Genomic DNA, 24,168 nt, shown 5'->3' with positions numbered 1-24,168 from the left:
TTTATAATTGCTCTTTCCAGATCAGCTTTCCGTCAACGATCGTCGCCACCGGCCAGCCTTTAAGCTTCCAACCGGTAAATGGCGTATTGCGTCCTTTGGAGGCAAACTCCTCCGGATTGACTTCCTTCTCCAGATCCAGATCCACGATCGTCAGATCGGCTGGAGCTCCCGGCTCAAGCCGCCCGGCTTCCAGGCCGAATACACGGGCCGGATCAGCCGTCATCCGCTGTACCAGCATTTCCAAAGTCCAGTGGCCCTCCGCGACAAACTTCGTATACAGCAGCGGGAACGCCGTTTCAAATCCGACGATGCCGAACGGAGCAAGCTGCATCCCCTTGGCTTTTTCCTCCGCGCTGTGCGGAGCATGATCGGTAACGACGATATCGATCGTCCCATCCTCCAGTGCCTTGATGCAGGCCTCCACATCCCGTTTGGAGCGTAGCGGGGGATTCATTTTCCAGTTCGCATCCAGCCTCGGAATGTCTTCCTCGGACAAGATCAGGTGATGCGGGCAAATCTCGGCGGTCACATTGATGCCGATCTCCTTGGCCTGACGGATCAGACGGATCGATTGTTCCGTGCTGACATGGCATACATGATAGTGAACTCCCGTCGCTTCCGCCAGCAAAATATCCCGGCCGACGTGAATCGCTTCCGACTCGTTCGGGATCCCTTTCAACCCGTGGCGCTTGGCGAATTCTCCTTCCGCTACCGGCGCCCCTTCAACCAAGGAATTGTCCTCGCAGTGGGCGATGACCGGCATGCCCATCGAGGCGGCCCGGTTCATCGCGTCTTTCATCATCTGCGCGTTTTGGACGCCGACGCCGTCGTCGGTGAATCCGATTGCTCCAGCAGCTTTCAGCGCGGAGAAATCAGTCAATTCGCGCCCCAGCTCGTTTTTCGTAATCGCTGCGTAGGGCAACACATGAACCAGCCCGGCTTCTTTCGCTTTTTCCAGTACAAGGGATACTACTTCGGGACTATCCGTCACCGGCCTTGTGTTCGGCATGCAGGCGATCGTCGTGAACCCGCCTTTGGCCGCCGAACGAGCGCCTGACTCAATCGTTTCTTTATGTTCGAATCCCGGTTCTCTCAGGTGGACGTGCATGTCGATAAATCCCGGCGTCACCAGCTTGCCTGCCGCATCGATCTCACGGGTTCCTTCTCCGGGAACCGTCACCGGCTCCTGATCGGCAGCCGTGATCCGTTCGATTACCCCGCCCACAACCGTGATGTGCTTTCTTTCAAGTTCGCCGTTTCCGTTCAGAACACTTGCGTTTCGAATAATAAGCTGCATGGATGAAACCTCCGCTTTATCTTTTACAATCTATTAAAAAGTTCCGAGTTCGTTGTTTTCTATTTCATGGCTCTTTCCACAACCGCCATCCGGATGGGTACCCCATTCGACATCTGCTTGAAAATTCGCGATTGCGGGTGTTCGACCACTGCATCGTCGATCTCTACATTGCGGTTGATCGGGGCAGGGTGCATGATAATGACGTGCGGGGCAAGCAATGCAGCCCGCTCCTCTGTAAGACCGTACTCCAGACGATACTGCTCCGCCGATCTCAGCAATCCTTCGGCATGACGTTCCAGCTGTACGCGCAGCATCATGACTACGTCGGCGCAGAGCGCCTCATCCATCGATACATAAGGCGCATAACTTCCAAGTTCCGGGGCCTGCATGATTTCGGGGGCGCACAGTTTGACTTCCGCTCCGAATTTTTGCAGCGCCCAAAGGTTGGACCGTGCTACCCGGCTGTGCTTAATGTCTCCGATAATCGATACCTTCAACCCTTTCAATTCCCCGAAGTGTTTCTTCATCGTGTACAAATCGAGTAAGGCTTGGGTAGGATGCTCGTTGTTGCCGTCGCCGGCGTTGATGAGAGGCATCGACACTTTTGTGGCCAGATCCGCTAGCAGCCCTACCGGTTTCAGCCGGATAACGCCGGCATCGATTCCCATGGATTCGAGCGTACGCACCGTATCGTGGATCGATTCGCCTTTTTCCACGCTCGATACGGCGGCTGAAAAGTTCAGGACTTCCGCTCCCAATCTCTTCTCCGCCATCTCGAAGGAAAAGCGGGTGCGCGTGCTATTTTCAAAAAACATGTTGGCAACAAATCGGTCTTTCAGAACAGGAACCACTTTTTCTGTCCGGCTTTCCCAATAGGCAGCCCGGTCCAGAATCGAACCGATCTCGGAGGAGCTGAGCTCTTTAAGCCCAAGCAAACTGCGTTCCTTTAGAGCAGATGCTGTCATCGTCATCTCACTGTTCCCCCCGTTGCTGCAAAATGCGGACCTGATCGCTGCCATCCTTTTCCTCAAGAAGCACTTCGATTTCTTCCGCCTTGGAAGTCGGCACATTCTTTCCGATATAGTCCGGACGGATCGGCAGTTCCCGATGTCCACGATCCACAAGAACGGCAAGCTGGATGGATTCCGGCCGTCCGGCATCCATGATGGCGTCCATCGCGGCGCGTATCGTCCGGCCCGTATATAATACATCATCGAAGAGGATCACTTTTTTGTTTTGCACCGGTACGGCGTATTCGGCCCGCTCTGTCCCTCGTTCTTGGACGCTAAGGTCATCGCGGTAAGATGTAACGTCCAATTCGATCCAAGGGATCGGATTTCCTTCGATGCTTTCCAATCGTTCGGAGAGCCGTTTGGCCAGAAACACACCCCGTGTCTTAATCCCGGCCAAAACGCAGCCTTCAATACCGTTGTTGTGTTCAAGAATTTCATGGGCAATTCTGGTTAAGGCACGGCGAATGGCCATCTCATCCATAATAATATGACTTTCAGTGCTCATTGGATTCTCTCCTCCTCAGGATAAATTTCATCCAGATTCCGTGATTGGCCACAAAAAAACTCCTTGCCTGATCGAGGCAAGGAGTCTCTAGTCATAGTTAAGCCATGACTGTCATGCGGATCCAGGGTATGCATTGCCGCAGCAATAGTCATAGGTTTCCCAAAATCCTCATTCACGTTACCTTGCCAGCCTCACGGGACTGAATTAAAGGTTCTTATTGATTTACATGAATTATGACAGAATGCGGCCTACCTGTCAAGGCAACCAGCCTGGATAAATATACCTGTATATAATGAACGGCATAATTTCCAATGAGTCAACGAAAGCGTTATTTTCTTATAAATATACACTATTATTCATAATTATTCAAATCCTTTTTAAATCATTTCTCATCGGACGTGGATTAAACTTGAGTCCATACAAAAAACCGCCCGGCTCAACAGCCGGACGGTCATAAGTATAAATCATTCTAAAATATAAACTTCACTTCGCCAAGACGGCGTTTAATTTCCGCAATAACCCTTTCTTCCTCTTCAAGTCCTGCAGCGGCAAAGGTAACCGAAAACCGTACATAATGGCCCGCATCATCCCAAGGTACTGTCGAAATCAGCTTTTCCCGGATCAGGTATTGGGCAAAATCCTCGGCCGTCGCAAACGTCGGTCCGCCCTCGACTCCCTTCGGCGCTGCCACGTACAGAAAAAACGAGCCTTGCGGTTTTTTCGCCTTGAAACCGAGCTCATTCAGTGCGCCAACCAGCAGGTTGTGTCTGCGCGAATACTTCTCGGCAATCTTCTCGGTAATTTCCGGGTGGGCCAAACCGTAGGCCGCAGCTTTTTGGATCGCGATAAACTGACCGGAATCGTTATTATCTTTTACGTCGCTGAACGCTTTAACAATAAGCGGGTTCCCGGCAACAAAACCGATTCTCCATCCGGTCATGTTGTACGATTTCGAAAGGGAGTGCAACTCCACGCCAACGTCCTTCGCTCCGGGAACGGAAAGGAAGCTGAGCGGCTTCAATCCGTCATAGGTCAGGGCTGCATACGGCGCATCGTGAACGACAACAATATTATATTTGCGCGCAAATTCCACGACTTCCGTAAAGAATTTTGCGGTAGCGCTGGCGCCTGTCGGATTATTGGGGTAATTCAGGTAAATCAATTTTGCCTTGCGGGCGATCTCTTCAGGGATCGAAGCAAGATCCGGCAGAAAATTATTTTCTTCCGTCAAAGGTACCGTGTAAACCTCTCCGCCCAAATATTTCGTATGCGTCCCCAGAATCGGATAGCCCGGAACCGTCATAATCGTAACATCTCCCGGGTTAATGAAGCAGGAAGGCAACATGGCAAGCGCCGGCTTGGAGCCGATGGAATGCACGATTTCCGTATCGGGATCGATTCCATGCACGCCGAACACCTCTTGCAAATAGCTTGCAGCCGCTACCTTGAACTCGGGAATTCCGTTATCCGAATAGCCCCGATTTTCCGGTTTGGACGCTTCCTCCCCCAGCTTTGCCACAATACCGGCGTCCGCCATTTCATCGGGTTCGCCCACGCCCATATCGATCAATTCCACGCCTGGGAAATCCTTTTTAGCTGCGGCTTTAGCACGCTTTATTTTTTCGAACTTATAAATTGCCGTATCTTTTCCGTAATTCGCGCCTCCGATGCGATCCGCAAACTGGAGTTGAATGTATGTGTCCTGATAGAGTTCTACGCTCATAAAAAAGTCCATCTCCTTCTTAAAATCTCCCTTTTAAATATGCTGGAATCCGGGTTTTTAGAGAATGGATTAATCACCAGATCGTTTGTACTTTTCGACTATGTACCAAGAATGAATTATGTATCCATGAATCAAAAAAAGCATCTCCCATCCAGCCTTTTGACCTCCATGGCTGGTGCGAGATGCTCAATAAGTTTAAATTATTTTCCCTAACGGTTGCGCAGCGAATGCAATATGTCTTCTATGTCTCCAGGAATCGGAGCACTGAATTCCAGGTATTCGCCGGACGAAGGATGGGCAAATCCCAAAACGGCTGCATGCAGCGCCTGCCCTGACATCTTGACGCCTTTGCTTCGCCCGTAAAGCGGATCCCCGACAAGCGGATGTCCGATAAATTTCATATGCACGCGGATTTGATGCGTCCGTCCGGTTTCCAGCTTAAGCTCCAGCAACGTATAATCGCCGAAGCGTTCAGCCACCTGAAAATGAGTCACCGCTTCTTTGCTGTTCCGCTCGATGACCGTATACATTTTCCGGTCTGCCGGGTCCCTGCCGATCGGCGCATCGACCGTCCCTTGATCATGGCTGACATTCCCGTGAACAAGGGCGAAATATTTGCGGTTCACGGAATGTTCCTTAAGCTGCGCGGCCAATGAAGTATGGGCTTTATCGTTCTTGGCGGCCATCAGCAATCCGGAAGTATCCTTGTCGATCCGATGAACGATTCCGGGCCGAAGTTCGCCGTTGATGCCCGATAGATCCTTACAATGAAACATCAGCGCATTCACCAATGTGCCCGTAGAATGTCCCGGAGCCGGATGCACGACCATTCCTCGAGGTTTGTTTACCACAATGACATCACCGTCTTCATAATAAACGTCAAGAGAAATATCCTCCGGGACAATGGCAACCGGTTCTGCATCCGGGACAGTCAACGAGACGACGTCGCCCTCGGAAATTTTATAGTTGGCTTTGATCCGCGCCCCGTTGACCAGAATGTCTCCGTTTTCAATCCAAAGCTGGATCTGGCTGCGAGAGAATTCTTCGCCCACCTGAGCTTTAATATATTTGTCAATCCGATCCTTTGCTGCCCCGGCATCCGCCGTCCACTCCGCATTTCCGTCTTCAGGATCAAAATAAAGCTTGTCTGGTATCATACTTGCTCCTCATGCTCGCGTCCCGATTGATGTTTCTTTTCTCTCCGAATTTCAAGCAGCGAATCCAGAACGATCAAGGCAACCCCGATGACGATGCAGGAGTCCGCAACATTAAAGATGGGGAAGGTATAAGTTCCGAAATTAAACTGCAAAAAATCGACGACTTCACCGCTAACGGCACGGTCGAGGAAATTGCCCACAGCCCCGCCTAACACGAGCGATAACGCGGTGGGCAGAAGCTTGTTGCCGGAATTCTTCACTTTTTGAAGATACCAAATGATCCCCACCAAAACAACCGTTGTAATCGCGACAAAAAACCAGCGTTTTCCTTCCAATATGCCAAACGCTGCACCTGTATTCCGGTGAGATGTAATCAGGAAGAAGTTGCCGATCACCGGAATTTGTTCCCCGATGGTTAAGCTGTTCGCAATCAGATACTTCGTTCCTTGGTCAATTAGAAACATAATTAATGCAATCACAAAATAAATCACTCGGGAATTCACCTCGTTTTTTCGTTAGGCTGCCGAATAGGTTACGACAGAATGTTCCACTTGAAGACCTGTATATTGTAGCACAGCAGCAATTCACCCGTCCATGCGCGATAGGATTTTCCTTAGGTAAAACGTCATGGTTTTGCACAAAATAGCTTTACTGCGAAATACTCAAGCAAGCTTTCACGGAAAGGAGTTACATCCATGTCTCATTTGACGAAACAGCAACTGGCGGAGCTGAAGTTGGATCTTGAAAACGAGATTAAAGCAACCTGCCGCAGATTGGAGGAGAAAGAGCACTACGGGCTTCGCGGTTCCGTGCGGGACAATACCAGCGAGCTCTCGACCATTGATAATCATCCTGCCGATATCGGCAGCGAAATGTTTGAACGCGGCAAGGATTTTGCGCTGAACGAGCATGACGAACTGAAGCTGACCCGGATTAACGGCGCCTTGGACCGCATGGCCGAAGGTACTTACGGGTACTGTCAAACCTGCGGCCAGCCGATTAGTTTAGAACGGCTGAAGGCTGTGCCGGAAACGGCGTTCTGCATCGAGCACAGTCCCCAATCCTTTGTTTCGGCGGGACGGCCGATTGAAGAACTGTTCCTCGCCCCTCCGTTCGGGCGAACGAGCCTTGACGAGCATGAGGACCAAAACGGCTTTGACGGCGAAGATGCCTGGCAGATCGTTGAAAGCTATGGCACCTCCGACTCTCCGGCGCTCGCCGAGGATAATGAGATCGATGATTACAACGATATGGAGATTGAAGCGTCCGAAGAACTGGACGGGTTTGTCGAGCCGTATGAAACGTTTCTCGCTACGGACATTTACGGAGAGAACGTCGTTTTCTACCGCAACGGCGTGTACCGCAAATACATGGAGTCCACCGAGCATTTGGACAGCGAGGATTCCCTCGGTACCGGTTCTAATAAGTATTAAGCTCAAGTTGCCTTTGCACGATTCTAACGATATCGGCGATATAATCCCCGATAATCGGCAGGTTGAGGGCTCCAAGTACCTGAAGCACATAAATGATGGTGGCAGCGAAAAAGGTAAACCCGATCGCAATCCCTACGCCTCGCGCGGTACCGGATAATAAATTTAGCCAGATCAGACGCCACGGCGAGTTGAGCAGCAGTGTGTAATCGGCAATTCTGGATTTCTCCAGTTGCCGGCTCCAGTTTAAGGTCAGCCGGTACATGGCTCCCATCTGTTCCTCCGGCGTCCCGGAAGGCATGTGCAGCTCGGGCTCTTCCGGTGTTTTGGCTTTAGGTTTTCCTCTCCATATTCGACGCTTCATCGGTATCCTCCGGCAAAAATGAAACGAGCCGGGTCGGCTTCTTCCATTAGGAAGATTGCCTCGCCCAAGCTCGTTTTTTCTTGGTTAATTCTAGTATGACCGCCGGATCGGCGTGTCATACAAAGTAATCGTCACACCTTAGCTTATCCCCGGATATAGACGCCGATTTTTTTGCCGCCTAAATCTACCGTCTCGCCTTGGCCCTCGGCCGTTCCGAAGGACACATCCGTAATGAGTACATTATCTCTCAGCACATTCTCAAATGCCGTAATCGCGGTCTTAAGCTCATCGTCCACTTCCAGTGTCAGGTGCACTCTTTTTTCGATCGGAAGGTCAAGTTTTTTGCGCGTATCCTGGACGGCGCGAACCACTTCGCGGACCCAACCTTCCTGCTCCAGTTCCGGAGTGATGTCGGTATTCAGCGCAACGGTGATCCCGTAACCCGAAGCGGAGGCAAATCCTGATTTCGCCTGTTTCTCAATCAGAAGTTCCTCGGCGGTAACGTTCAGTTCCTCACCTTCAGGGGAAGTAACGCTCACCTGGCCGTTGTCCGCGATTTTGCGCGTTTCCTCGGGGCTCAGCCCCTTGAGGAAGCCTTGCAGGAAGCCTACGTTCTTACCGTATTTCTTTCCGGCTACTTTCAGGTTCAGCTTCAATGTCAAATCAACGAACCCGCTATCGCTCGTTTCGAGTTCGATTGTCTTAATATTGATTTCTTCTTTAATGATTTCCTCATATTGTGCCAGCGCAAAGTCACGGTCCATGGATACGATCAGACTCGACAGCGGTTGGCGGGTCTTGATCCCCGTCTCGTTGCGCACGTTGCGCGCCAGTTCGACGATTTGCCGGGCACTTTCCATATCCGCTTCCAGAGCCAGATCGATCAGCGATTCATCTACCGACGGATAATCGGCCAAGTGGACGCTTTCTCCGCCGCCCAGATTGGTGAAAATTTCCTCGGACAGCATCGGCGTGAACGGAGCCATCAGCTTGGACAGCGTAAGCAGCACATGAACGAGACTTTGATAGGCGGACACTTTGTCCTCGCCAAGGCCGCTGCCCCAGAAACGGTCGCGCGAACGGCGGATATACCAGTTGCTCAGTTCGTCGATAAACGACTCGATCGCTTTGGACGTGTTCACGAAATCATTCACGGCCAGACCTTTATCCACCAGCAAAATCAGGCTGTTCAACCGGGACAGGATCCAGCGGTCCAGCTTGTTATCGGAGTGACGGAACTCGTGCTCTTCCGGCTTATAGCCGTCGATGCCGGCATACAGCGTAAGGAAGGCGTGGGTATTAACGAGCGTATCCACCACTTTGGATTTGGCTTCCGCCACGATGCCTTTAGAGAAGCGCTTGCTGTTCCAAGGCGCACTGTCGGACAGCAGGGCCCAACGGAAAGCGTCGGTGCCGAATTCATTGATGATATCCCAAGGATCGATGACATTTCCTTTGGATTTGGACATCTTCTGTCCGTTTTCATCAAGCACGTGTCCGGTAGCGATGACCGCTTTGTATGGCGCTTTGCCCGTAAACAAGGTGGATACGGCCAATAAACTGTAGAACCAGCCGCGCGTTTGGTCGATCCCTTCGCAAATCATGTCGGCCGGGAACTGCTCTTCGAACGTCTTCTCGTTTTCGAACGGATAGTGATGCTGAGCAAACGGCATCGAACCGCTGTCGAACCAGACGTCGATGACTTCGCTCGTCCGTTCCATCACGCCGCCTTCGCAATGCGGACAATTAACCTTGACTTCATCCACGTAAGGTTTATGAAGCTCCAGATCTTCGCTGACCTCGCCGATCGCATGCGCGCGAAGCTCGGCCAGGCTATGCGGCGCGAACTGCTCGCCGCAATCCCGGCATACCCATACATTGAGCGGGGTACCCCAATAGCGGTTCCGGCTGATGTTCCAATCCACCAGTTCCTCCAGGAACTTGCCGAAGCGGCCTTCGCGGACATGACCGGGAAACCAGTTAACGGAGTTGTTATTGGCAATGAGTTGATCCTTGACGGCAGTGGTTTCAATGAACCAGCTATCCATCGCATAGTACAGCAACGGGGATTTACAACGCCAGCAGAACGGATAGCTGTGCTCGTATTTCTCTTTGCTGTAGAGCAGTCCTTTTTCGGACAGCGTTTTGACGATGTCGAGATCACAATCCTTCACGAAGCGTCCGGCAAAATCGCTTACCGACTCGGTGTAGCGGCCTTGGCCGTCGACCACGCTTACGAAGCTGATGCCGTTCTCGCGGCAGGTCCGGTAATCGTCTTCCCCGTGGGCCGGAGCCATATGCACGATCCCGGTACCGCTGGCGTCCGTTACGAACGAAGCGCCTACAATGACGTTCACTTTATCCGCTTTAATATAGCTGAATGGCGAAGCATACGTTTGGCCTACCAGCTCGTCGCCCTTAATGACCGACTCAATGTTGTAATCGCCCTTCATTACTTTTTCAACCAGGTTCTTGGCCACGATGTATATGCCGTCTTCCTGTTTCACTTTTGCATATTCCATAGCGGGATTGACCGCCAAAGCGACGTGAGCCGGCAAAGTCCATGGAGTGGTCGTCCAGGCAAGAACATACTCACCGGTGCTGTCCAGCTTGAATTTAGCGGTCGCGCTAAGATCCTTCACATCTTCGTACCCCTGGGCCACTTCATGCGAACTGAGCGAGGTTTGGCAGCATGGGCAGTAAGGGCTTACCCGATGGCCGCGGTAGAGCAATCCTTGTTCATGTACGGTGGCCAGAATGTTCCACACGCTCTCGATGTAATTGTTATCCAGCGTAATATACGGATTGTCCAGATCGGTCCAGTAAGCAATCGCTTCTGTAAATTCGCGCCATTGTTTTTCGTAGCCGAACACGCTGGCTTTGCATTTCTTGACGAATTCTTCAATGCCGTATTTTTCGATTTCCTGTTTCCCGGAAATACCCAGTTGTTTCTCAACGCCAAGTTCGACCGGAAGTCCGTGTGTATCCCAGCCTGCTTTACGAACCACACGGTATCCTTTCATGGTCTGGTAACGGCCGATAAAGTCCTTGATCACCCGTCCAAGTACATGTCCGATATGCGGAAGCCCATTCGCGGTCGGCGGGCCTTCATAAAACACATAGTTCGGACGGCCTTCCCGGTTCTCAATGCTACGCTTAAACGTATTCTCGCTGTTCCATTTGTTCAAAATGCGCAGGTCGCGTGTACGGGCCTGTTCCTTGACATCGACTTTTTTCATTTTGGTTTCTTCCCTTCAAAAAATTTCGATAAAAACAAAAAAAGCCTCATCCCAAAAGGGACGAGACTTTGTGCTCGCGTTACCACCCTTGTTTCATGCAAAACCGGATACCGAAAAGTTATCGCAGGCAGCATGACACCTTGATCCCATACGCTTCATATGGGTCCGGTATAACGGCCGGCTGCCGGCATAGCTTACGCTTTCCAAGCGGAAATTCAGCTAGGCTTCTCCGGGAGGATTTTCCGTCAGCGTCTTGAACATTGGCTTTCAGCAATTGCCAACTCTCTGGGGGACAACATCGCCGCGTACTGGTTCCCATCATCAAATCGATTTAGATCATTCATACATTCAACAAACAATATGTTATTATTTATAACTTATTTCCACGGGAAATGTCAACCTGATGAGAGGCTTAGTAAATTTCTTTCACTTCGCGGTCGCGGTCCTGTTCAGAGGAGCGTTCACGATTCTCAAGCGAATCCCATCCATCATGGCTCAACAAATCCAACTGAGCTTCCACCAACGTGCGGAAACGCGCGCGATAGATCGAAGCCTGTTTCTTTAACTCCTCAACTTCCATCGCAATTTTGCGCGATTTGGAGAGGGATTCGTTAACGATCCGGTCCGCGTTCTTCTCTGCTTCCTTTACGATCAACTGGGCTTCTTTCTTCGCATTGTTCTTAACTTCGTCGGCCGCTTCCTGCGCAACGATGATCGTCTTGCTTAACGTTTCTTCAATATTTGAAAAATGATCCAGTTTCTCTTGCAAAGAAAACAGTTGATTATGCAGCTCCTTGTTTTCCCGGATCACGATTTCGTAGTCTTTGATGACCTGGTCGAGGAATTCGTTTACTTCGTCTTCGTCATAGCCGCGAATGCGTCTCGAAAACTCCTTGTTATGTATATCCAGCGGTGTTAATGGCATGATCCGCACCTCCTATTATATTCAAAACTTCCCTTCGGGAAGCTTGTCTCACTCCCTACTTAGAGGTTGTTCAAAAAGCGGTCTTCTTATTGCAGGAAATACGGAAAACCTCACTTTTTGAACTCTCAATTTATACGTAAGTAGTTAATTTCGACAGGAATTGCAGATCTCCTGCAACGAGTTCAACTAAATTTACCGATTTTTACTCGGAGCCTGCCTCTTTTTGTCGCTCCGTCGCATTCCAGCACTTTAAACCGGCCGAACCCCTGTAAAGCGACGATATCGCCTTCTTTCAACAGTTTGGACGGATTTTCCTCCGTCTTCCAGTTGACCCGGCAGCGCCCCGCTTTGATCGGCACAAGCACCTTGCTCCGGCTAAGCCGGAACACATCGCCGGCAATCCCGTCCAAACGTAAAGAAGCCACCGTTAAATCCAGCGGCTCGAGTTCGGCTTCCGTCGTTCTCAGTGAATCCAGATCCACAAGTTCAGTCATGACTTGGACCCGGTGTACCTGCTGCAGATTCATGCTGAGAAAAGGGGATATTTCTTCCGCGATAATAACGTGGCAGCCGTCTTCCCGAACATGGATGTCGCCGATTTTCTCCCGTTTCAGTCCCAGGCCGAGAATCGCGCCCAGATAATCCCCATGCTGCAAAGCAGCCAGTTTCTGGTCATCCGAAGTAATGCTAAGCACTTTCATGCCCATCGGTTCGCTGCCGAGGTCGCGGTAATCCGGCGCAATGAGACCGCGCTGCCGCTCCGCGCCTTCATAACCCCCGTCCAGCCGTACGGCCGTATCAGGATGACGGTTAGCCAGCGATTGCAGAATAAAACATTGCCGCGGATCGAGAAAATCACTCAGCTTCACTTCGTGATAATCCCCGGCGCCCACGACCCACTCCCATGCCCGGTCCGCAAAGTGGCGTTCTTCCGGCTTAAAATGATCATAAATATCGCTCTTCATGATCTCAAACCATCACACGAAGATATAGTTCAACACGCTGATGAGACCCACCGCGGCTAAACGAAGAACAAGCAAAGCCACGATCGGGGAAAAGTCGATTGTTCCCATGAGCGGAGGAATAAACCGCCGGAACGGAGCCAAAAACGGCTCGACCAGCTTCCCGAGCAGTTCGCCGATAAAACTTTCACGAACGTTTGGAACCCAGGACATCAGAATGTAAACAAAAATCATATAAAAATAAATATTATAGATCAGCCAAACAATGTCTCCGATTGTATTTCCCAAGCTGTCATCACCTCATTCTGTTATATTCGGAATCCTCGGTCAGAATTTCCGTAATCGCTCCCTGAATTTCCACGGTATCCGGCGTGCACAGAAAAATATTGCCGCCGATTTTGGAAATGCTGCCGCTGAGCGCATAGATCGTACCGCTCAGGAAGTCGATAATCCGCATCGCCTGGTCGTTGCGTACCCGCTGCAGGTTAACTACGACGCTCCGGTGGGAACGCAAATGATCCGCGATCTCTTGGGCTTCGTCATAAGAGCGCGGTTCATAAAGAATCACCTTGACGTTCTTTTGCGAATGAATGCTGACCACATTACTTCCTCTTTGATTTTTACGGGTTTCAAAGCTCGGGGTTTCAAAATCCGGCTCATCCTGTCCCGGAAATGTTTCGCGCTCCACTATTTCTTCCTCTTCCTGCAAGCCCAAGAAGTTCATGAACCGGTTCATTACTCCCATTACATCTCATCCCCTTTCCCTATTAAAAGAGTCCCGAGGCGCACCCAGGTCGCCCCTTCTTCAATCGCCACTTCAAAATCACCCGACATGCCCATGGACAATTCCGTGAGAGGCTCCGCCGTCACACCCTTGGCATTTAACTCGTCCCGAAGCATCCGCAGCCCGCGAAAAACAGGTCTGGTGTCTTCAGGATCCTCTTCCTCCGGCGCCATTGTCATCAGCCCGATGATCTTCAAATGGGCCAACTGGTCGACTTCCCGAAGAAGAGTTTCGGCTTCTTCCGGCGCAACCCCTTGTTTGGATGCCTCACCGGAAATGTTGACCTGCAAAAACGCGTTCACTACAGTATCGGCCGTTGCGGCCCGCTTGTCCAGTTCTTGAGCCAGCGAAAACCGGTCCAGCGAATGAATATATTGAAATTTACCGACGACATCCTTGACCTTCCTGCTTTGGAGATGGCCGATAAAGTGCCATACCCCCTGCCCGCCAAGCGCCTCCCACTTCGGCACCGCTACGCCCGGGCGATTCTCCCCCAGGTGAATGATTCCGCTGTTCAGAACCGAGGAGGTCATCTCTGCTGAGACATACTTGGTCACGGCGATCACCGTGACATCTTCCCGATTTCTTCCGCTTCGGTCACAGGCCGCCATGATCATTTCTTCTACATGCTGTATCCGTTCTTTAAGTGACAAGAAAGGATCACCTCTCCTTCAAACCAACCCAGCTCGCCATCCGCCCGGTCACCCCGTTGTGCTTGCGGTAAGAGAAGAACCGGTCGCTATGGCAGCTTGTACACCAAGATGTACATTCGATATGAGTCGGCAATATTCCTGCTTTTATCATAATAATTCGATTCATTTCTTTCAAGTTCAGCATACTTCTTCCTTCCCGACGGGAAGGAGAATAAATTTTCGGAGCCCACTCCGCCTCTGGCATCTCTTGGAAAGCATCACGTACTTTCCCCATGACATGCTCATCCACTTCGTAGCAGCAGGAGCCAATGCTCGGGCCGATAGCAGTCCTGATCTGACTTCTGAGGCTGCCGTATTCGCGCTCCATCGTAGCGACAACCGCTTCGGCGATTAACCCGACCGTTCCTTTCCATCCCGCATGGGCAAGGCCTACAACCCGGTTCGCCGGATCAAGAAAATAAAGCGGCACGCAATCGGCATAGAAAGAAGTCAGAAGTACGCCCGGCACATTAGTTACCAGTCCGTCCGTTGCTTGAAAGGCACTTTCCCTGTCGCGGAACCCTTTACCCCGGTTCTTTTCCACGACGACAGCGACCGAGACTCCGTGAACCTGCTCCCCGCAGGTCCATGTTTCCGGGGGAAAGCCAAGCGCCCTGGCCAGCCTGCGGCGGTTTTCAAGCACGTCGACCGGATCGTCCCCGACATGAAACGCCAGGTTCAGGCTGCCGTAAGGCTCTTTTCCCGTCCCTCCTGAACGGCCCGAAAATCCCGCACTTAACCCCGGGACAGAAGTTTGCCAAGCTTTTAGTTCATATTGTTCAGGAATATCCTGTTTAGGATTCCAAATAAACGGTTCCATCATCCATCTCCCCTTGATGCACGGTAAAATCATTCCCAAATCCAAAGCGTCTTGCCAAAGTAGGCAATCCTCTAACTCAGTTTATCATATCTCAACTCCTGCGTTTACCCGCGGCGTTCCGCTCTTCCGTCCCGGTCGATATAAACGGTGGTCTCGTAGGCCGGCTGATTTCGGGATTCCCGTAATTCCTCCATCTTGACAAGTACGACATCCGAGCCGATTTTAACGATATTTTTCCAAGGGATAATCAGATCGGTACCGCCGCCGAAAAGTCCGAGAAATTTGGTGTTCGCAGGCACTACGATCGCCTCGATCAATCCCTGCCGCAGGTCCAACTCCAGATCGCTAATTTGCCCCAGCCGCTTGCCGTCCACGACATTGATGACGTCTTTCGTTTGAAAATCCGAGATTTTCATGCTCGCTCTCACCGCGTTATCCATATCCCATCGCTCCCCGTCTGCCAAATGCCATCCCTTTACTATATGATTGCCGCCTTCAAAAAATTAAAGGAAGTCATTAAGAAAACGACCACGCCTTTCTAATTTCATTTTTTCCATGACATGCTTCCCCCACTATAGATCACCGATTATTGCAAATGTTGGAAAAGTGCAGTCAGCCGCTGCCTGTCCAGCACATCCGCGACCTTCATGGGATGAAATCCTGTGGCGTGGATAGAATGGGCCAAAATGGCACGCCCCAGCTGTTCCCGCCGAGCACTTTCAACGGATAGCCGATTGCATGTATAGACGAAAAAAGGGCCCCTAAGGGGCCAGTCAGTCACGGTTACGACTTCACATGTTTCTGCATTTGTAAGATGGCGGATTTCTCTAGCCTGGATACCTGAGCCTGGGAGATGCCGATTTCGTCGGCCACCTCCATCTGGGTCTTGCCTTCGAAGAAGCGCATCGACAGGATCATCTTCTCCCGCCGCCCCAAACGCTGCATCGCTTCCCGCAGGGCGATTTCCTCGATCCAGGAGACATCCTTGTTCCTGTCGTCGCTGATCTGGTCCATGACATAGATGGGATCGCCCCCGTCATGATAGATCGGCTCGAACAACGATACCGGATCCTGGATGGCGTCCAGCGCGAAAACAACATCTTCTTTCGGAAGACCGAGCGCTTCCGAAATTTCGAAAATCGTAGGTTCCCGCGAGTTCTGGTTTGTCAGGCTATCGCGCATTTGCAGTGCCTTATATGCGATATCGCGCAGGCTCCGCGACACGCGGATCGGATTGTTATCCCGCAAGTACCGGCGGATTTCTCCGATGATCATCGGCACCGCATAAGTCGAGAATTTGACGTTTTGCGATAAGTCGAAATTATCGATGGCTTTCATGAGTCCGATGCAGCCGACTTGAAACAGGTCGTCCACATACTCCCCCCGATTGTTGAATCGCTGGATGACACTCAGTACGAGTCTGAGGTTGCCATTCACTAACTTTTCTCTGGCTGATCTTACGTGGTCCTGCTGCAAAGAGTGGAACAATTCACGCATTTCCGCATTGGTTAGAACGGGCAATTTTGCGGTGTCTACCCCGCAAATCTCGACTTTGTTTCGGGTCATCAAGTCTTACCTCCCAAGGAGAAACATTAATGATCATTATCTCCCGGGACTGTATTTTTATTCCTGAATTTACTCCATGCCCACTCCGCCTACACCATCTTGTTGAATTCCTTACGGAGCCGCTTGATGATCCGTTTTTCCAGCCGCGAAATGTAAGATTGGGAGATCCCGAGAAGATCCGCCACGTCTTTTTGCGTTTTTTCGTCGCCGTCGACGAGGCCGAATCGAAGCTCCATAATCATCCGCTCCCGTTCGCTCAGCTTGTCGAGCGCCTTGTGCAGCAGCTTGCGATCAACCTGCTCCTCGATGTTGCGGTAAATGGTGTCATTCTCTGTGCCGAGCACGTCGGAGAGTAGCAACTCGTTGCCGTCCCAATCGATGTTCAGCGGCTCGTCGAAAGAGACTTCCGTCCGGATTTTGCTGTTCCGGCGCAAATACATCAAGATCTCGTTTTCGATGCAGCGGGACGCATAGGTCGCCAACTTGATTTTTTTCTCCGGATCGAACGTGTTCACGGCCTTGATCAGCCCGATCGTACCGATCGAAACAAGATCCTCGATATTGATCCCCGTATTCTCGAATTTTCGGGCAATATATACAACCAGCCGAAGATTCCGCTCGATCAGCATCGCCCTGATCGCGGCATCCCCGGTAGACAGCCGCTGCAGCAAATATTCTTCTTCCTCACGCGTCAATGGAGGCGGCAGCGCTTCGCTTCCGCCGATATAATAGATTTCTTCGCTTTTCAGTCCGAATAAAAACAATATCCGGTAGTACTGCAGCTGCAGCATCAGTTTCCATTTTACACGCATGGCTTCTTTTTCCTCCCATATTACTTTCCCGTATTTCCGGCCTTAGCCGGCCTGTTGCGCCCCCATGGCATCACCCGTCAATGAAGGGTGTATGATAGCCCGGTAAGCACCCTCCGACGATAATATCCCCCCGTCCAATCCGATGAGCACGCGTGAGGTGCTGATTTCCCGGCTTTCGAGGGTAACGATCACTTCGTCCGGCTTAAGGGCAAGCATAAACTGCGAGCCTTTGTTCACCCCGCGGTAAGGGACGAGCCGCAAACGGTCCCGCCAGGGAAAGGACTCATCCTCCGACCATTCCAGAATAAGGTTGTCCGCCTGATTTCCCGACTCTGACCCGGATGAAGCATCCGGCAAAAACTCATGCCATAACGAGGTCTCCATCACCATTACCGGCAGCCGACTCAGCGGATCGGTTAATTGATTGCCGGTATCGATCAGCCCGGTGCAGCAAATCTCCGCTTCCCCGATCCGGACCTTCACGTCAGCAAGATAAGAAGAGATCAACTCCTGCCTTCTACGCGAAGACATGACCAGTTTGAACCAAATCAATACGGCAAAAAATGCGGCCAATGTAAACAAGGTTCCGATTTGCAGCGAGAACCCCATGCCCCCCGAGGCGGAATACCAGATTCCGTTCCAAAGCTCTCCGGAGTTTTGCAGTAAGTAATGGATTCCCAGAATACCTCCCGCTGCCGCAAAGTTGACGATGTAGAACGCCCCTAAATTCCGCAAATAGTTTTGCAGGCTGCCAAAGCCGAATGCGATCCATAGCATGACGACGGAAAACAGGAACTTGACTAAAAAAGTAAACAAAAATGTAAGTTCCGGCAAAAACATCATTACTACATAAGACGCTCCGACCGCCGCGGAAAGGACCAGCCGCCAAACGACAACTTTCCGCTTCCTCATCCATGCGGTTACAGCCAGAAGGCTTCCATCGATCAGCAGGTTCATTAAAAAAATAAGATCCAGATATACAACCAAGACTCCATCACCCGCCTGAACCCGTTCTCTACTAGAATCTATTTGCCTATGACGTGGAGATGGTTCTCAGTATAAAGACTTCCATATGTAAAGTCTGTCTAAAATTGAAGGCGGGAGTCCACTAATTTTGTCGAGCGCGAAAGATAGAGCGGCGCAAAAGGAAGAACCGGCCCAAGGTTCTCCTTTATCCTTGAGCCGGTTCTCATTCACTTATGCTTTTTTAGAATTGTCCTGTTATTTCCATAAGCATGGTCAACACTTTCGCCATCTGATCCCGGGTCGCTGTATCCTGCGGAGCAAATTTGCCCTCCGGCGTTCCGCTGATCAGTCCGAGTTCCCTTGCCGCTTTCACGAAGCCAAGCGCAAAATTACTGATATCCCCTTCGTCCGCAAAGGATGCGGAAGATGGAGTCGCTATCGGCAGGCCGGCAACATTTTTTTCTTTAGTATATTCGTGAGCTTTCATCACCATGGTAAGCATTTCTTCCCGGGTCACTTTTTGATCCGGCCGGAAGCTGCCGTCTTCATAACCTGCGAGAATCCCGGCCTGCTTCATGGCAGCTATAAAGCCGTGGTAGTAGGCATCGGGGTCCACATCGGTAAAAGTTACGTTCCCCGCGCTTGCTTCGTCGAGCTTCAAAGCCCTGCCCAGGAAGACCGCCATTTGTCCCCTTGTCACCGCCGCTTGCGGGGCAAAGTGCTCCTTATCGATTCCTGTAGTGATGCCTCTGGCCACTGAAATCTCAATATACTCTTTTGCCCAGGTATCCGCAGAATCCTTGAACGTTTTGACTGATTCCATGACGGTATAATAGCCGGTGTCCAAAATTTCAGAGACGAACCCACCGTTCTCGAACTTGCCGCCGCGGAATTGAACGAAGCCGTCATCGTCCATCTGATATAAGCCGGATTTTCTCTTATCGCCGAGACTTTTCATCTCCTCCGCCGTCATCGTCAACGACAGTACTACAGGCCCGTCGAATGCCGTAATTGAATTGCCATTGCCGGAAGCATCAACGGTAAAGCCTGTGAAAGAGATGATCTTTCCGGCCGGCTTCAGAGCCCGATCACCGATTTCCGCGTTTGATAGCAATCTTTGCGATTCCGTCCCGCTAACCGGAGCAAACCCGAGTGTCATCTCCTGCAATTGGGAAAGATCCATTCCGGTCGCTCCCGTGCCTGCGGGAATACTGATCATCGCGTTCGCTGTCCGAACTTTCAGGGCAATTCCGGCGTCCTTCAGCTTCGCAAGGTAAGGACCCGGCAGTGAGAGTTCCACCGTATCCGTCGTCAGTCCCCCGATGTCGATGACCATGCCCGCAGCCGATTTAATGTTATTCAACAACCCGGCATTTCCACCTAAATGTTGCTCTGCCAAATCCAAACCTTTCGTCAGTCGGTCTAATGCGGACTGAAATTCTACCGCTTTCAAGCCTATGATTTTCTTTCCGTCTTTATCGGTTCGCTCGAGGGAAGCAACCGTACCAAGTTTATCAAGCTCTTTCACAATTTTTTCCGCTGCCTCGGCTGTGCCCGAAGGCAATGCGTCAAGTTGCTTCTTTAAGGATTCCAGTGCACTATCCTTTGCCGTCTGTGAAGAAGAAGCAGAGCCTGAGGACGTCGTCCCGGTTCCTCCGCCTCCGTTGCCCGGGTCCGGATTCCCCGGATTGCCGCCCCCGGAATCCTGTTTATTAATCACAACCGCCGTCAGAGGCTCAAGAGTGATGGAGCTCGAGGTAAGCCGGAAACCGGAAGGTTCCGTCACCCCAATGCTACCGGCTTCATCATTATCGACAAGAACTTTACCCTCGGTTAAATTTACCTGCAAGGTCAGCGTTCGTGGCACGCTGTCCGCGTTCACGAATACATAATAGTTTCCGCTGCCGTCAGTGGCTTTGTTTTTGTAGGCGATGATCTTATCGCTCTCAGCAATTTCCGGCGAGTCGATCAGCGTGATATTTTGATCCACAAGACCGGCATTCCCGAGAGTGAAGGCATTCGTTGACTTTCTCAACGAGATCAGGCCGCTGGTATACTCCCGGGTAATATGATTGACAGGGTACGTCTTCGCATCCGTCGCTTTGGCCCAGTCGAACATATTGATCGCATCGGAAGAATCGTAGGAGTCGTGCACGAAATACCCAAAGGAATGTCCTGATTCATCTTTCAGTTCATGATATTTTTGCTCCGGCGCCCCATCGCCTTTCCACTGCTTGGTCCGGCCGTATTCTTGCCCTGCATGAAGGAAAGCACTTCCCTGGGAAGTCATAATCAGCAAATTCCCCAGCCGGATACGCTTGTGGATTTCCAGGTCATTGGCCGGTACCGCCGGATCTTTTTTGATCGACTGAGCGATGACATCATAGAGCGGCAGGTTGTCATGCGCCTCGATATAGGAAACCATATCCCCCGGATCATCCGCCGGCGTATTGGAAGGCTGCGCTTTGATGTTATTGAAGATACTCTCAATCGGTCTTGCTCCGCCCGTAATAAACCGGGGTTCACCTTCAGAGCCGTAGCCGGACTTCAATTCATTGCGAATTTCGTCGGAGAAAACGCCGACGTTATCCGTTTGATTCATCCAGTCCTGGGTGGCGCCATGTCCGTCAAGTGCAGGTTCCGCGATCCCCCCGCTGAACGTCCGCCAGCCTTCCCCAATAAAGAGGGCATCCGGATTGATCTTGGCCGCTTCGTCGTAAGCGTGCTGAACGGCTTCATAAGTAGCATCGCCCATCATATCCCAGCGCATGCCGTCGATTTTATATTCGTCGAACCAATACTTCACGGAATCTACCATTAATTTTTCGGCCATTTTGTGGTTCGTCGCCAGGTTATTCCCAAAGCCCCCCACATTGTTTCCGTTCGCATCTTTCCAAGCGTAATAACCCGGCACAATATCGTTCAGGAAATCGGCTTTGGCCATATGCGTATATACCACATCAAGAATAACGCCCATGCCGGCATCATGTACCGCATCGATTAGCCCTTTCAGTTCTTCGATCCGCAGTTGCGGGTCGGCAGGGTTTTCAGAATAAGCTCCATCCGGAGAAAAATAGTTATGCGGATCATACCCCCAGTTGTATTCGTTCCCTTGAGCCGAATAGTCGAGTTCTCTCTCCCCTATGCTCGTCTCGTCACCGTAATACCATGCCATGACGGGCATCAGCTGGACATGGGTAACTCCCAGGGATTTTAAATAATCCAGTTTATCGCCAAATGCCTTATAGGAGCCCCATCTTCCATTCAGGTCCCCTTCAACCGATGGGTCGGAAGTGAAGTCCCGGACGTGAATTTCCCAGATGACGGCATCCTCCCGCTGCTCATAACCGTCGATTTGTGCGTAGCCGTATTCATCAGGATCGGTACCGTTCAAATTCACAATCGCTGCTTTCCCTACGATATCTCCATCGGAACCAGCTTTCCCGCTCGTATCCACCCGGAATGGAGCCATTGACTTGGCATATGGATCAAGCACGGCTTTTGTTACTCCCTGATTTGTGACATAGTACTGATAAAAGTATCCCTTCAAATCGGAGATCTGAAAGTCGGACGGGACTGCCTCGGCCGTCCATACGCCCTGCTCGCCTAAACTCAGGTCGATGCTGCCTATGTAACGGGTCGCATCGTCTTTGTCATATACGCTTGCCGTAACTGAGCTGGCCGTCGGGGCCCAGAGCTTGAAGGCGACGCCTCCGTCATGATAGGTCGCCCCCAGATCGTTCCCGTCATAATAAAACACCTCATCCAGCATCCGCCAGCCTGTGGTAGCCGCAACCGTTCTGCCGGAGTAGGTCACACTAAGCGGAAGATGAGCAAGCAGGCTGCTGCCGGAAACTTCCACTTCCACCGCGCTGGCGCTGACAATACCCGCCTGCACGGCAGGGATTTCGTTCCCCTGGATGTCCTTGATCGCCAATTCATTTTTCAAGGATTCCGGATCCAAGCCGTCAGTCATCGTAAAGCCCAGCAATAATTTGCTTTCGGACAAGACTTCCGCCGATACGAGCCCCACCGGAACTTCTCCATAAGGAGAGACGTAGACATTGTTGTCGCCCTGCTTAATCCATAGGCGGTTGTAGCGGTCGGCAAGACTGAAAACTTTGTCACCGCCATCCTTCTCGTCTCCGTTATTGCGGTTGACGACCAGGAAACTGATCTTTTTGGCATTCGGTTGAAGCGGAACATCCACATAAGCGCCATATCGGTCGGTTTGCTCTGCCACAAATGGAGTTGCCCCGCCGGGCCAACCATCGGAGGGCATCGCTACATCTCCCCAGAGCCAAAGGCCATAGATATCATAATTCTGGTCATCGCGAGTGTAGTGAATCCTTACAGTGTTCCCCGGCAAATCCACCGGCTCATAAGAAAAAACCTGGTCCGAACCGGACTTAATCCATACCTCGTTCACATCCGGAGATAGCAGCGTCAGATTCTTGTCTCCGCCTTCCTTCTCACCCGTAGTCCGATGCACCACCAGAAAACCGACCTTCTTCGCACCTTCGCCAAGTCGGACGTCAACATAGTGTCCATATAAATCGGCTTGCGCAGGGTCGAAAGCGCTTGCACCGGAAGACCACCCATCCGACGGTTCCGCTACATCCCCCCAGAACCATAACCCCATGCCTTCGATATTCCCATTGTAATGAATGCGCAGAAATCCATCCGCTATCGCGATCCCGTCGTCAGCCGAGGAGCTCTGACTTTGATCTGCGTCGGCAGAGGCCTGTTCCGCGGATAATCCGAATCCAAAGGAACCAAACATCAACGAGATTATCATAAAAAATGAAAATATAGCCTTTCCTTTTAACTTCAATTTCACATTCATACCAACTTGCCTCCCTTGACGTTGCAAATAAAATCGAATTTTAGCGCAAACGATTGCACAAGTGAAAAATATTCTCCTCCTTCCTTAGCAACAATTAATACTTTCCAAGTTCGTAATTCCATGAAACCGTTTGCATTTCTTATACCATATGAACTGAAAATCGTCAATTGCTTCAATCTCGTCCTTCATAAAAAGGCTTCCCTTTTGGGGAAGCCTCGCACTTAATTACTTTTATTTCTCGCCCGGCGTCACCGGAATTTGCACTTCCGTCAGCCATTCGTCCGGATCATTTTTGTTCCAGATTCCGTCGATGTACGATTCTCTCGGCAAACCGGTCACGTCATATCCGTTCCCTTCGATCCATTTGAACAGCGCACCATAAGAGATCCCGATGGTTTCGTACGAACCCTGATGCAAAATACAAGCCGCGGTTTCGACCGCATCGATTTTTTTGAATTTGATCTGTTGTGAATCTTTACCGTATTCGGTTACGGCTTCGCAAATTTCGACATCGATGTCTTGATCCTTGTATTCCCCGTCATGAAAAAGCGTAAAGCAGTAAGCTGGTTCGGCACACTTCACTTTTTGGGAAGTCATATAGGCCCCCATCTCCGGATACAACGAGTTAAATGCCTCGTAGTTCGCCACCGTTCTTCTGAGTGAAGCGACGATGACCTCCGGCAATGCTTTGATAATCACATTATTCATACAGTTATCCTCCTTTTGCAACATAGTTAGGTGGTGCTGAATCCGCCGTATCTTTTGCTGCTCGGCTATCAAAGTCTGAAGCACTTCGGAGCGCTTGTTCTCAAGCAGTGCTACCATTTGCTCGTTAGTCGCCGAAGGTTCCAACGCCTGTTTTATTTCCTGAAGCGATAACCCGACTTCTTTCAAAACCAAAATCTGATGCAGGCGCGGCATTTGATCGGCCGAGTAATACCTATAGCCTGTAAATTCTTCGACATAGGCGGGATGTAACAGCCCCAATTCATCGTAATGACGAAGCGTCTTAATCGAAACCCGGTTCATTTTTGAGAAAACCCCGATTTTGTACACTTCAAATCCTC

At 51.0% G+C, this 24,168-nt stretch carries 21 protein-coding genes and 1 other annotated feature; of the genes, 1 reads left to right on the top strand and 20 read right to left on the bottom strand.

Features of this window, described 5'->3' with window-relative positions:
• Window position 1 precedes the first annotated feature (1 nt).
• The 6 genes from DFP94_RS02215 to lspA form a co-directional block, all read right to left on the bottom strand.
• A complete protein-coding gene (locus DFP94_RS02215) occupies window positions 2-1,297 on the bottom strand; it encodes a dihydroorotase (RefSeq protein WP_114494804.1) in 1,296 nt (431 codons plus the stop codon).
• 59 nt (window positions 1,298-1,356) lie between these two features.
• On the bottom strand, window positions 1,357-2,268 hold the full coding sequence (locus DFP94_RS02210; protein WP_114494803.1) for an aspartate carbamoyltransferase catalytic subunit: 912 nt from the start codon (window positions 2,266-2,268) through the stop codon (window positions 1,357-1,359).
• A 1-nt stretch (window position 2,269) separates the two neighbouring features.
• Window positions 2,270-2,815, bottom strand: a complete 546-nt coding sequence (gene pyrR / locus DFP94_RS02205; protein WP_114494802.1) for a bifunctional pyr operon transcriptional regulator/uracil phosphoribosyltransferase PyrR — start codon at window positions 2,813-2,815, stop codon at window positions 2,270-2,272.
• Window positions 2,816-3,284: 469 nt separating this feature from the next.
• Window positions 3,285-4,538, bottom strand: a complete 1,254-nt coding sequence (locus DFP94_RS02200; RefSeq protein ID WP_114494801.1) for an LL-diaminopimelate aminotransferase — start codon at window positions 4,536-4,538, stop codon at window positions 3,285-3,287.
• 209 nt (window positions 4,539-4,747) lie between these two features.
• Complete coding sequence (locus DFP94_RS02195; RefSeq protein ID WP_114494800.1) at window positions 4,748-5,695, bottom strand: RluA family pseudouridine synthase; 948 nt, start codon at window positions 5,693-5,695, stop codon at window positions 4,748-4,750.
• Window positions 5,692-6,186 carry a signal peptidase II gene (gene lspA, locus DFP94_RS02190; protein WP_114494799.1) on the bottom strand — a complete coding sequence of 165 codons (495 nt, stop codon included), beginning with the start codon at window positions 6,184-6,186 and terminating at the stop codon, window positions 5,692-5,694. The genes DFP94_RS02195 and lspA overlap by 4 nt, the downstream gene beginning before the upstream one ends.
• Before the next feature lie 204 nt (window positions 6,187-6,390).
• Between lspA and DFP94_RS02185 the strand changes: the two genes are divergently transcribed.
• Complete coding sequence (locus DFP94_RS02185) at window positions 6,391-7,128, top strand: TraR/DksA C4-type zinc finger protein (RefSeq protein WP_114494798.1); 738 nt, start codon at window positions 6,391-6,393, stop codon at window positions 7,126-7,128.
• Here DFP94_RS02185 and DFP94_RS02180 read toward each other — a convergent pair.
• The 14 genes from DFP94_RS02180 to DFP94_RS02110 all read right to left on the bottom strand — a co-directional run bounded on the left by DFP94_RS02180 (window position 7,115) and on the right by DFP94_RS02110 (window position 24,157).
• The gene (locus DFP94_RS02180) at window positions 7,115-7,426 is read right to left on the bottom strand and encodes a DUF5665 domain-containing protein (RefSeq protein WP_114495740.1); all 312 of its coding nucleotides are present in this window, start codon (window positions 7,424-7,426) and stop codon (window positions 7,115-7,117) included. The two genes, DFP94_RS02185 and DFP94_RS02180, sit on opposite strands and share 14 nt — an antisense overlap.
• A 206-nt stretch (window positions 7,427-7,632) precedes the next feature.
• A complete protein-coding gene (gene ileS / locus DFP94_RS02175) occupies window positions 7,633-10,728 on the bottom strand; it encodes an isoleucine--tRNA ligase (RefSeq protein ID WP_114494797.1) in 3,096 nt (1,031 codons plus the stop codon).
• Window positions 10,729-10,781: 53 nt separating this feature from the next.
• Window positions 10,782-11,059: a binding site (T-box leader), on the bottom strand.
• 81 nt (window positions 11,060-11,140) lie between these two features.
• The gene (locus DFP94_RS02170) at window positions 11,141-11,653 is read right to left on the bottom strand and encodes a DivIVA domain-containing protein (protein ID WP_114494796.1); all 513 of its coding nucleotides are present in this window, start codon (window positions 11,651-11,653) and stop codon (window positions 11,141-11,143) included.
• Between the two features lie 182 nt (window positions 11,654-11,835).
• Window positions 11,836-12,618, bottom strand: a complete 783-nt coding sequence (locus tag DFP94_RS02165; protein ID WP_114494795.1) for a YlmH family RNA-binding protein — start codon at window positions 12,616-12,618, stop codon at window positions 11,836-11,838.
• 12 nt (window positions 12,619-12,630) lie between these two features.
• The gene (locus tag DFP94_RS02160; RefSeq protein ID WP_114494794.1) at window positions 12,631-12,903 is read right to left on the bottom strand and encodes a YggT family protein; all 273 of its coding nucleotides are present in this window, start codon (window positions 12,901-12,903) and stop codon (window positions 12,631-12,633) included.
• Between the two features lie 7 nt (window positions 12,904-12,910).
• Window positions 12,911-13,360 (bottom strand): cell division protein SepF, encoded by a 450-nt coding sequence (locus DFP94_RS02155; protein WP_114494793.1) that lies wholly within the window; start codon window positions 13,358-13,360, stop codon window positions 12,911-12,913.
• A complete protein-coding gene (locus tag DFP94_RS02150) occupies window positions 13,360-14,052 on the bottom strand; it encodes a YggS family pyridoxal phosphate-dependent enzyme (protein WP_114494792.1) in 693 nt (230 codons plus the stop codon). Before DFP94_RS02150 ends, DFP94_RS02155 begins: the two co-directional genes overlap by 1 nt.
• A 7-nt stretch (window positions 14,053-14,059) precedes the next feature.
• The gene (gene pgeF / locus DFP94_RS02145) at window positions 14,060-14,911 is read right to left on the bottom strand and encodes a peptidoglycan editing factor PgeF (protein ID WP_114494791.1); all 852 of its coding nucleotides are present in this window, start codon (window positions 14,909-14,911) and stop codon (window positions 14,060-14,062) included.
• 104 nt (window positions 14,912-15,015) lie between these two features.
• Window positions 15,016-15,351: a YlmC/YmxH family sporulation protein gene (locus tag DFP94_RS02140; protein WP_245954418.1), complete on the bottom strand. Its 336-nt coding sequence runs from the start codon at window positions 15,349-15,351 to the stop codon at window positions 15,016-15,018.
• Window positions 15,352-15,694: 343 nt separating this feature from the next.
• On the bottom strand, window positions 15,695-16,477 hold the full coding sequence (gene sigG, locus DFP94_RS02135) for an RNA polymerase sporulation sigma factor SigG (RefSeq protein WP_114494790.1): 783 nt from the start codon (window positions 16,475-16,477) through the stop codon (window positions 15,695-15,697).
• A gap of 89 nt (window positions 16,478-16,566) precedes the next feature.
• Window positions 16,567-17,289 (bottom strand): RNA polymerase sporulation sigma factor SigE, encoded by a 723-nt coding sequence (sigE, locus tag DFP94_RS02130; RefSeq protein WP_114494789.1) that lies wholly within the window; start codon window positions 17,287-17,289, stop codon window positions 16,567-16,569.
• 42 nt (window positions 17,290-17,331) lie between these two features.
• Window positions 17,332-18,276 (bottom strand): sigma-E processing peptidase SpoIIGA, encoded by a 945-nt coding sequence (gene spoIIGA, locus DFP94_RS02125; RefSeq protein WP_114494788.1) that lies wholly within the window; start codon window positions 18,274-18,276, stop codon window positions 17,332-17,334.
• Window positions 18,277-18,496: 220 nt separating this feature from the next.
• Window positions 18,497-23,101, bottom strand: coding sequence for a pullulanase (locus DFP94_RS02120; RefSeq protein ID WP_114494787.1), 4,605 nt, complete (start codon window positions 23,099-23,101; stop codon window positions 18,497-18,499).
• A gap of 231 nt (window positions 23,102-23,332) precedes the next feature.
• Complete coding sequence (locus tag DFP94_RS02110; RefSeq protein WP_114494785.1) at window positions 23,333-24,157, bottom strand: MerR family transcriptional regulator; 825 nt, start codon at window positions 24,155-24,157, stop codon at window positions 23,333-23,335.
• Window positions 24,158-24,168: the final 11 nt, after the last annotated feature.

The sequence above is a fragment of the Fontibacillus phaseoli genome, assembly GCF_003337355.1.
GTDB lineage: Bacteria > Bacillota > Bacilli > Paenibacillales > Paenibacillaceae > Fontibacillus > Fontibacillus phaseoli.
The sequence above is the reverse complement of the archived record's forward strand: the minus strand, read 5'-3'. Positions and strand labels throughout refer to the sequence as shown.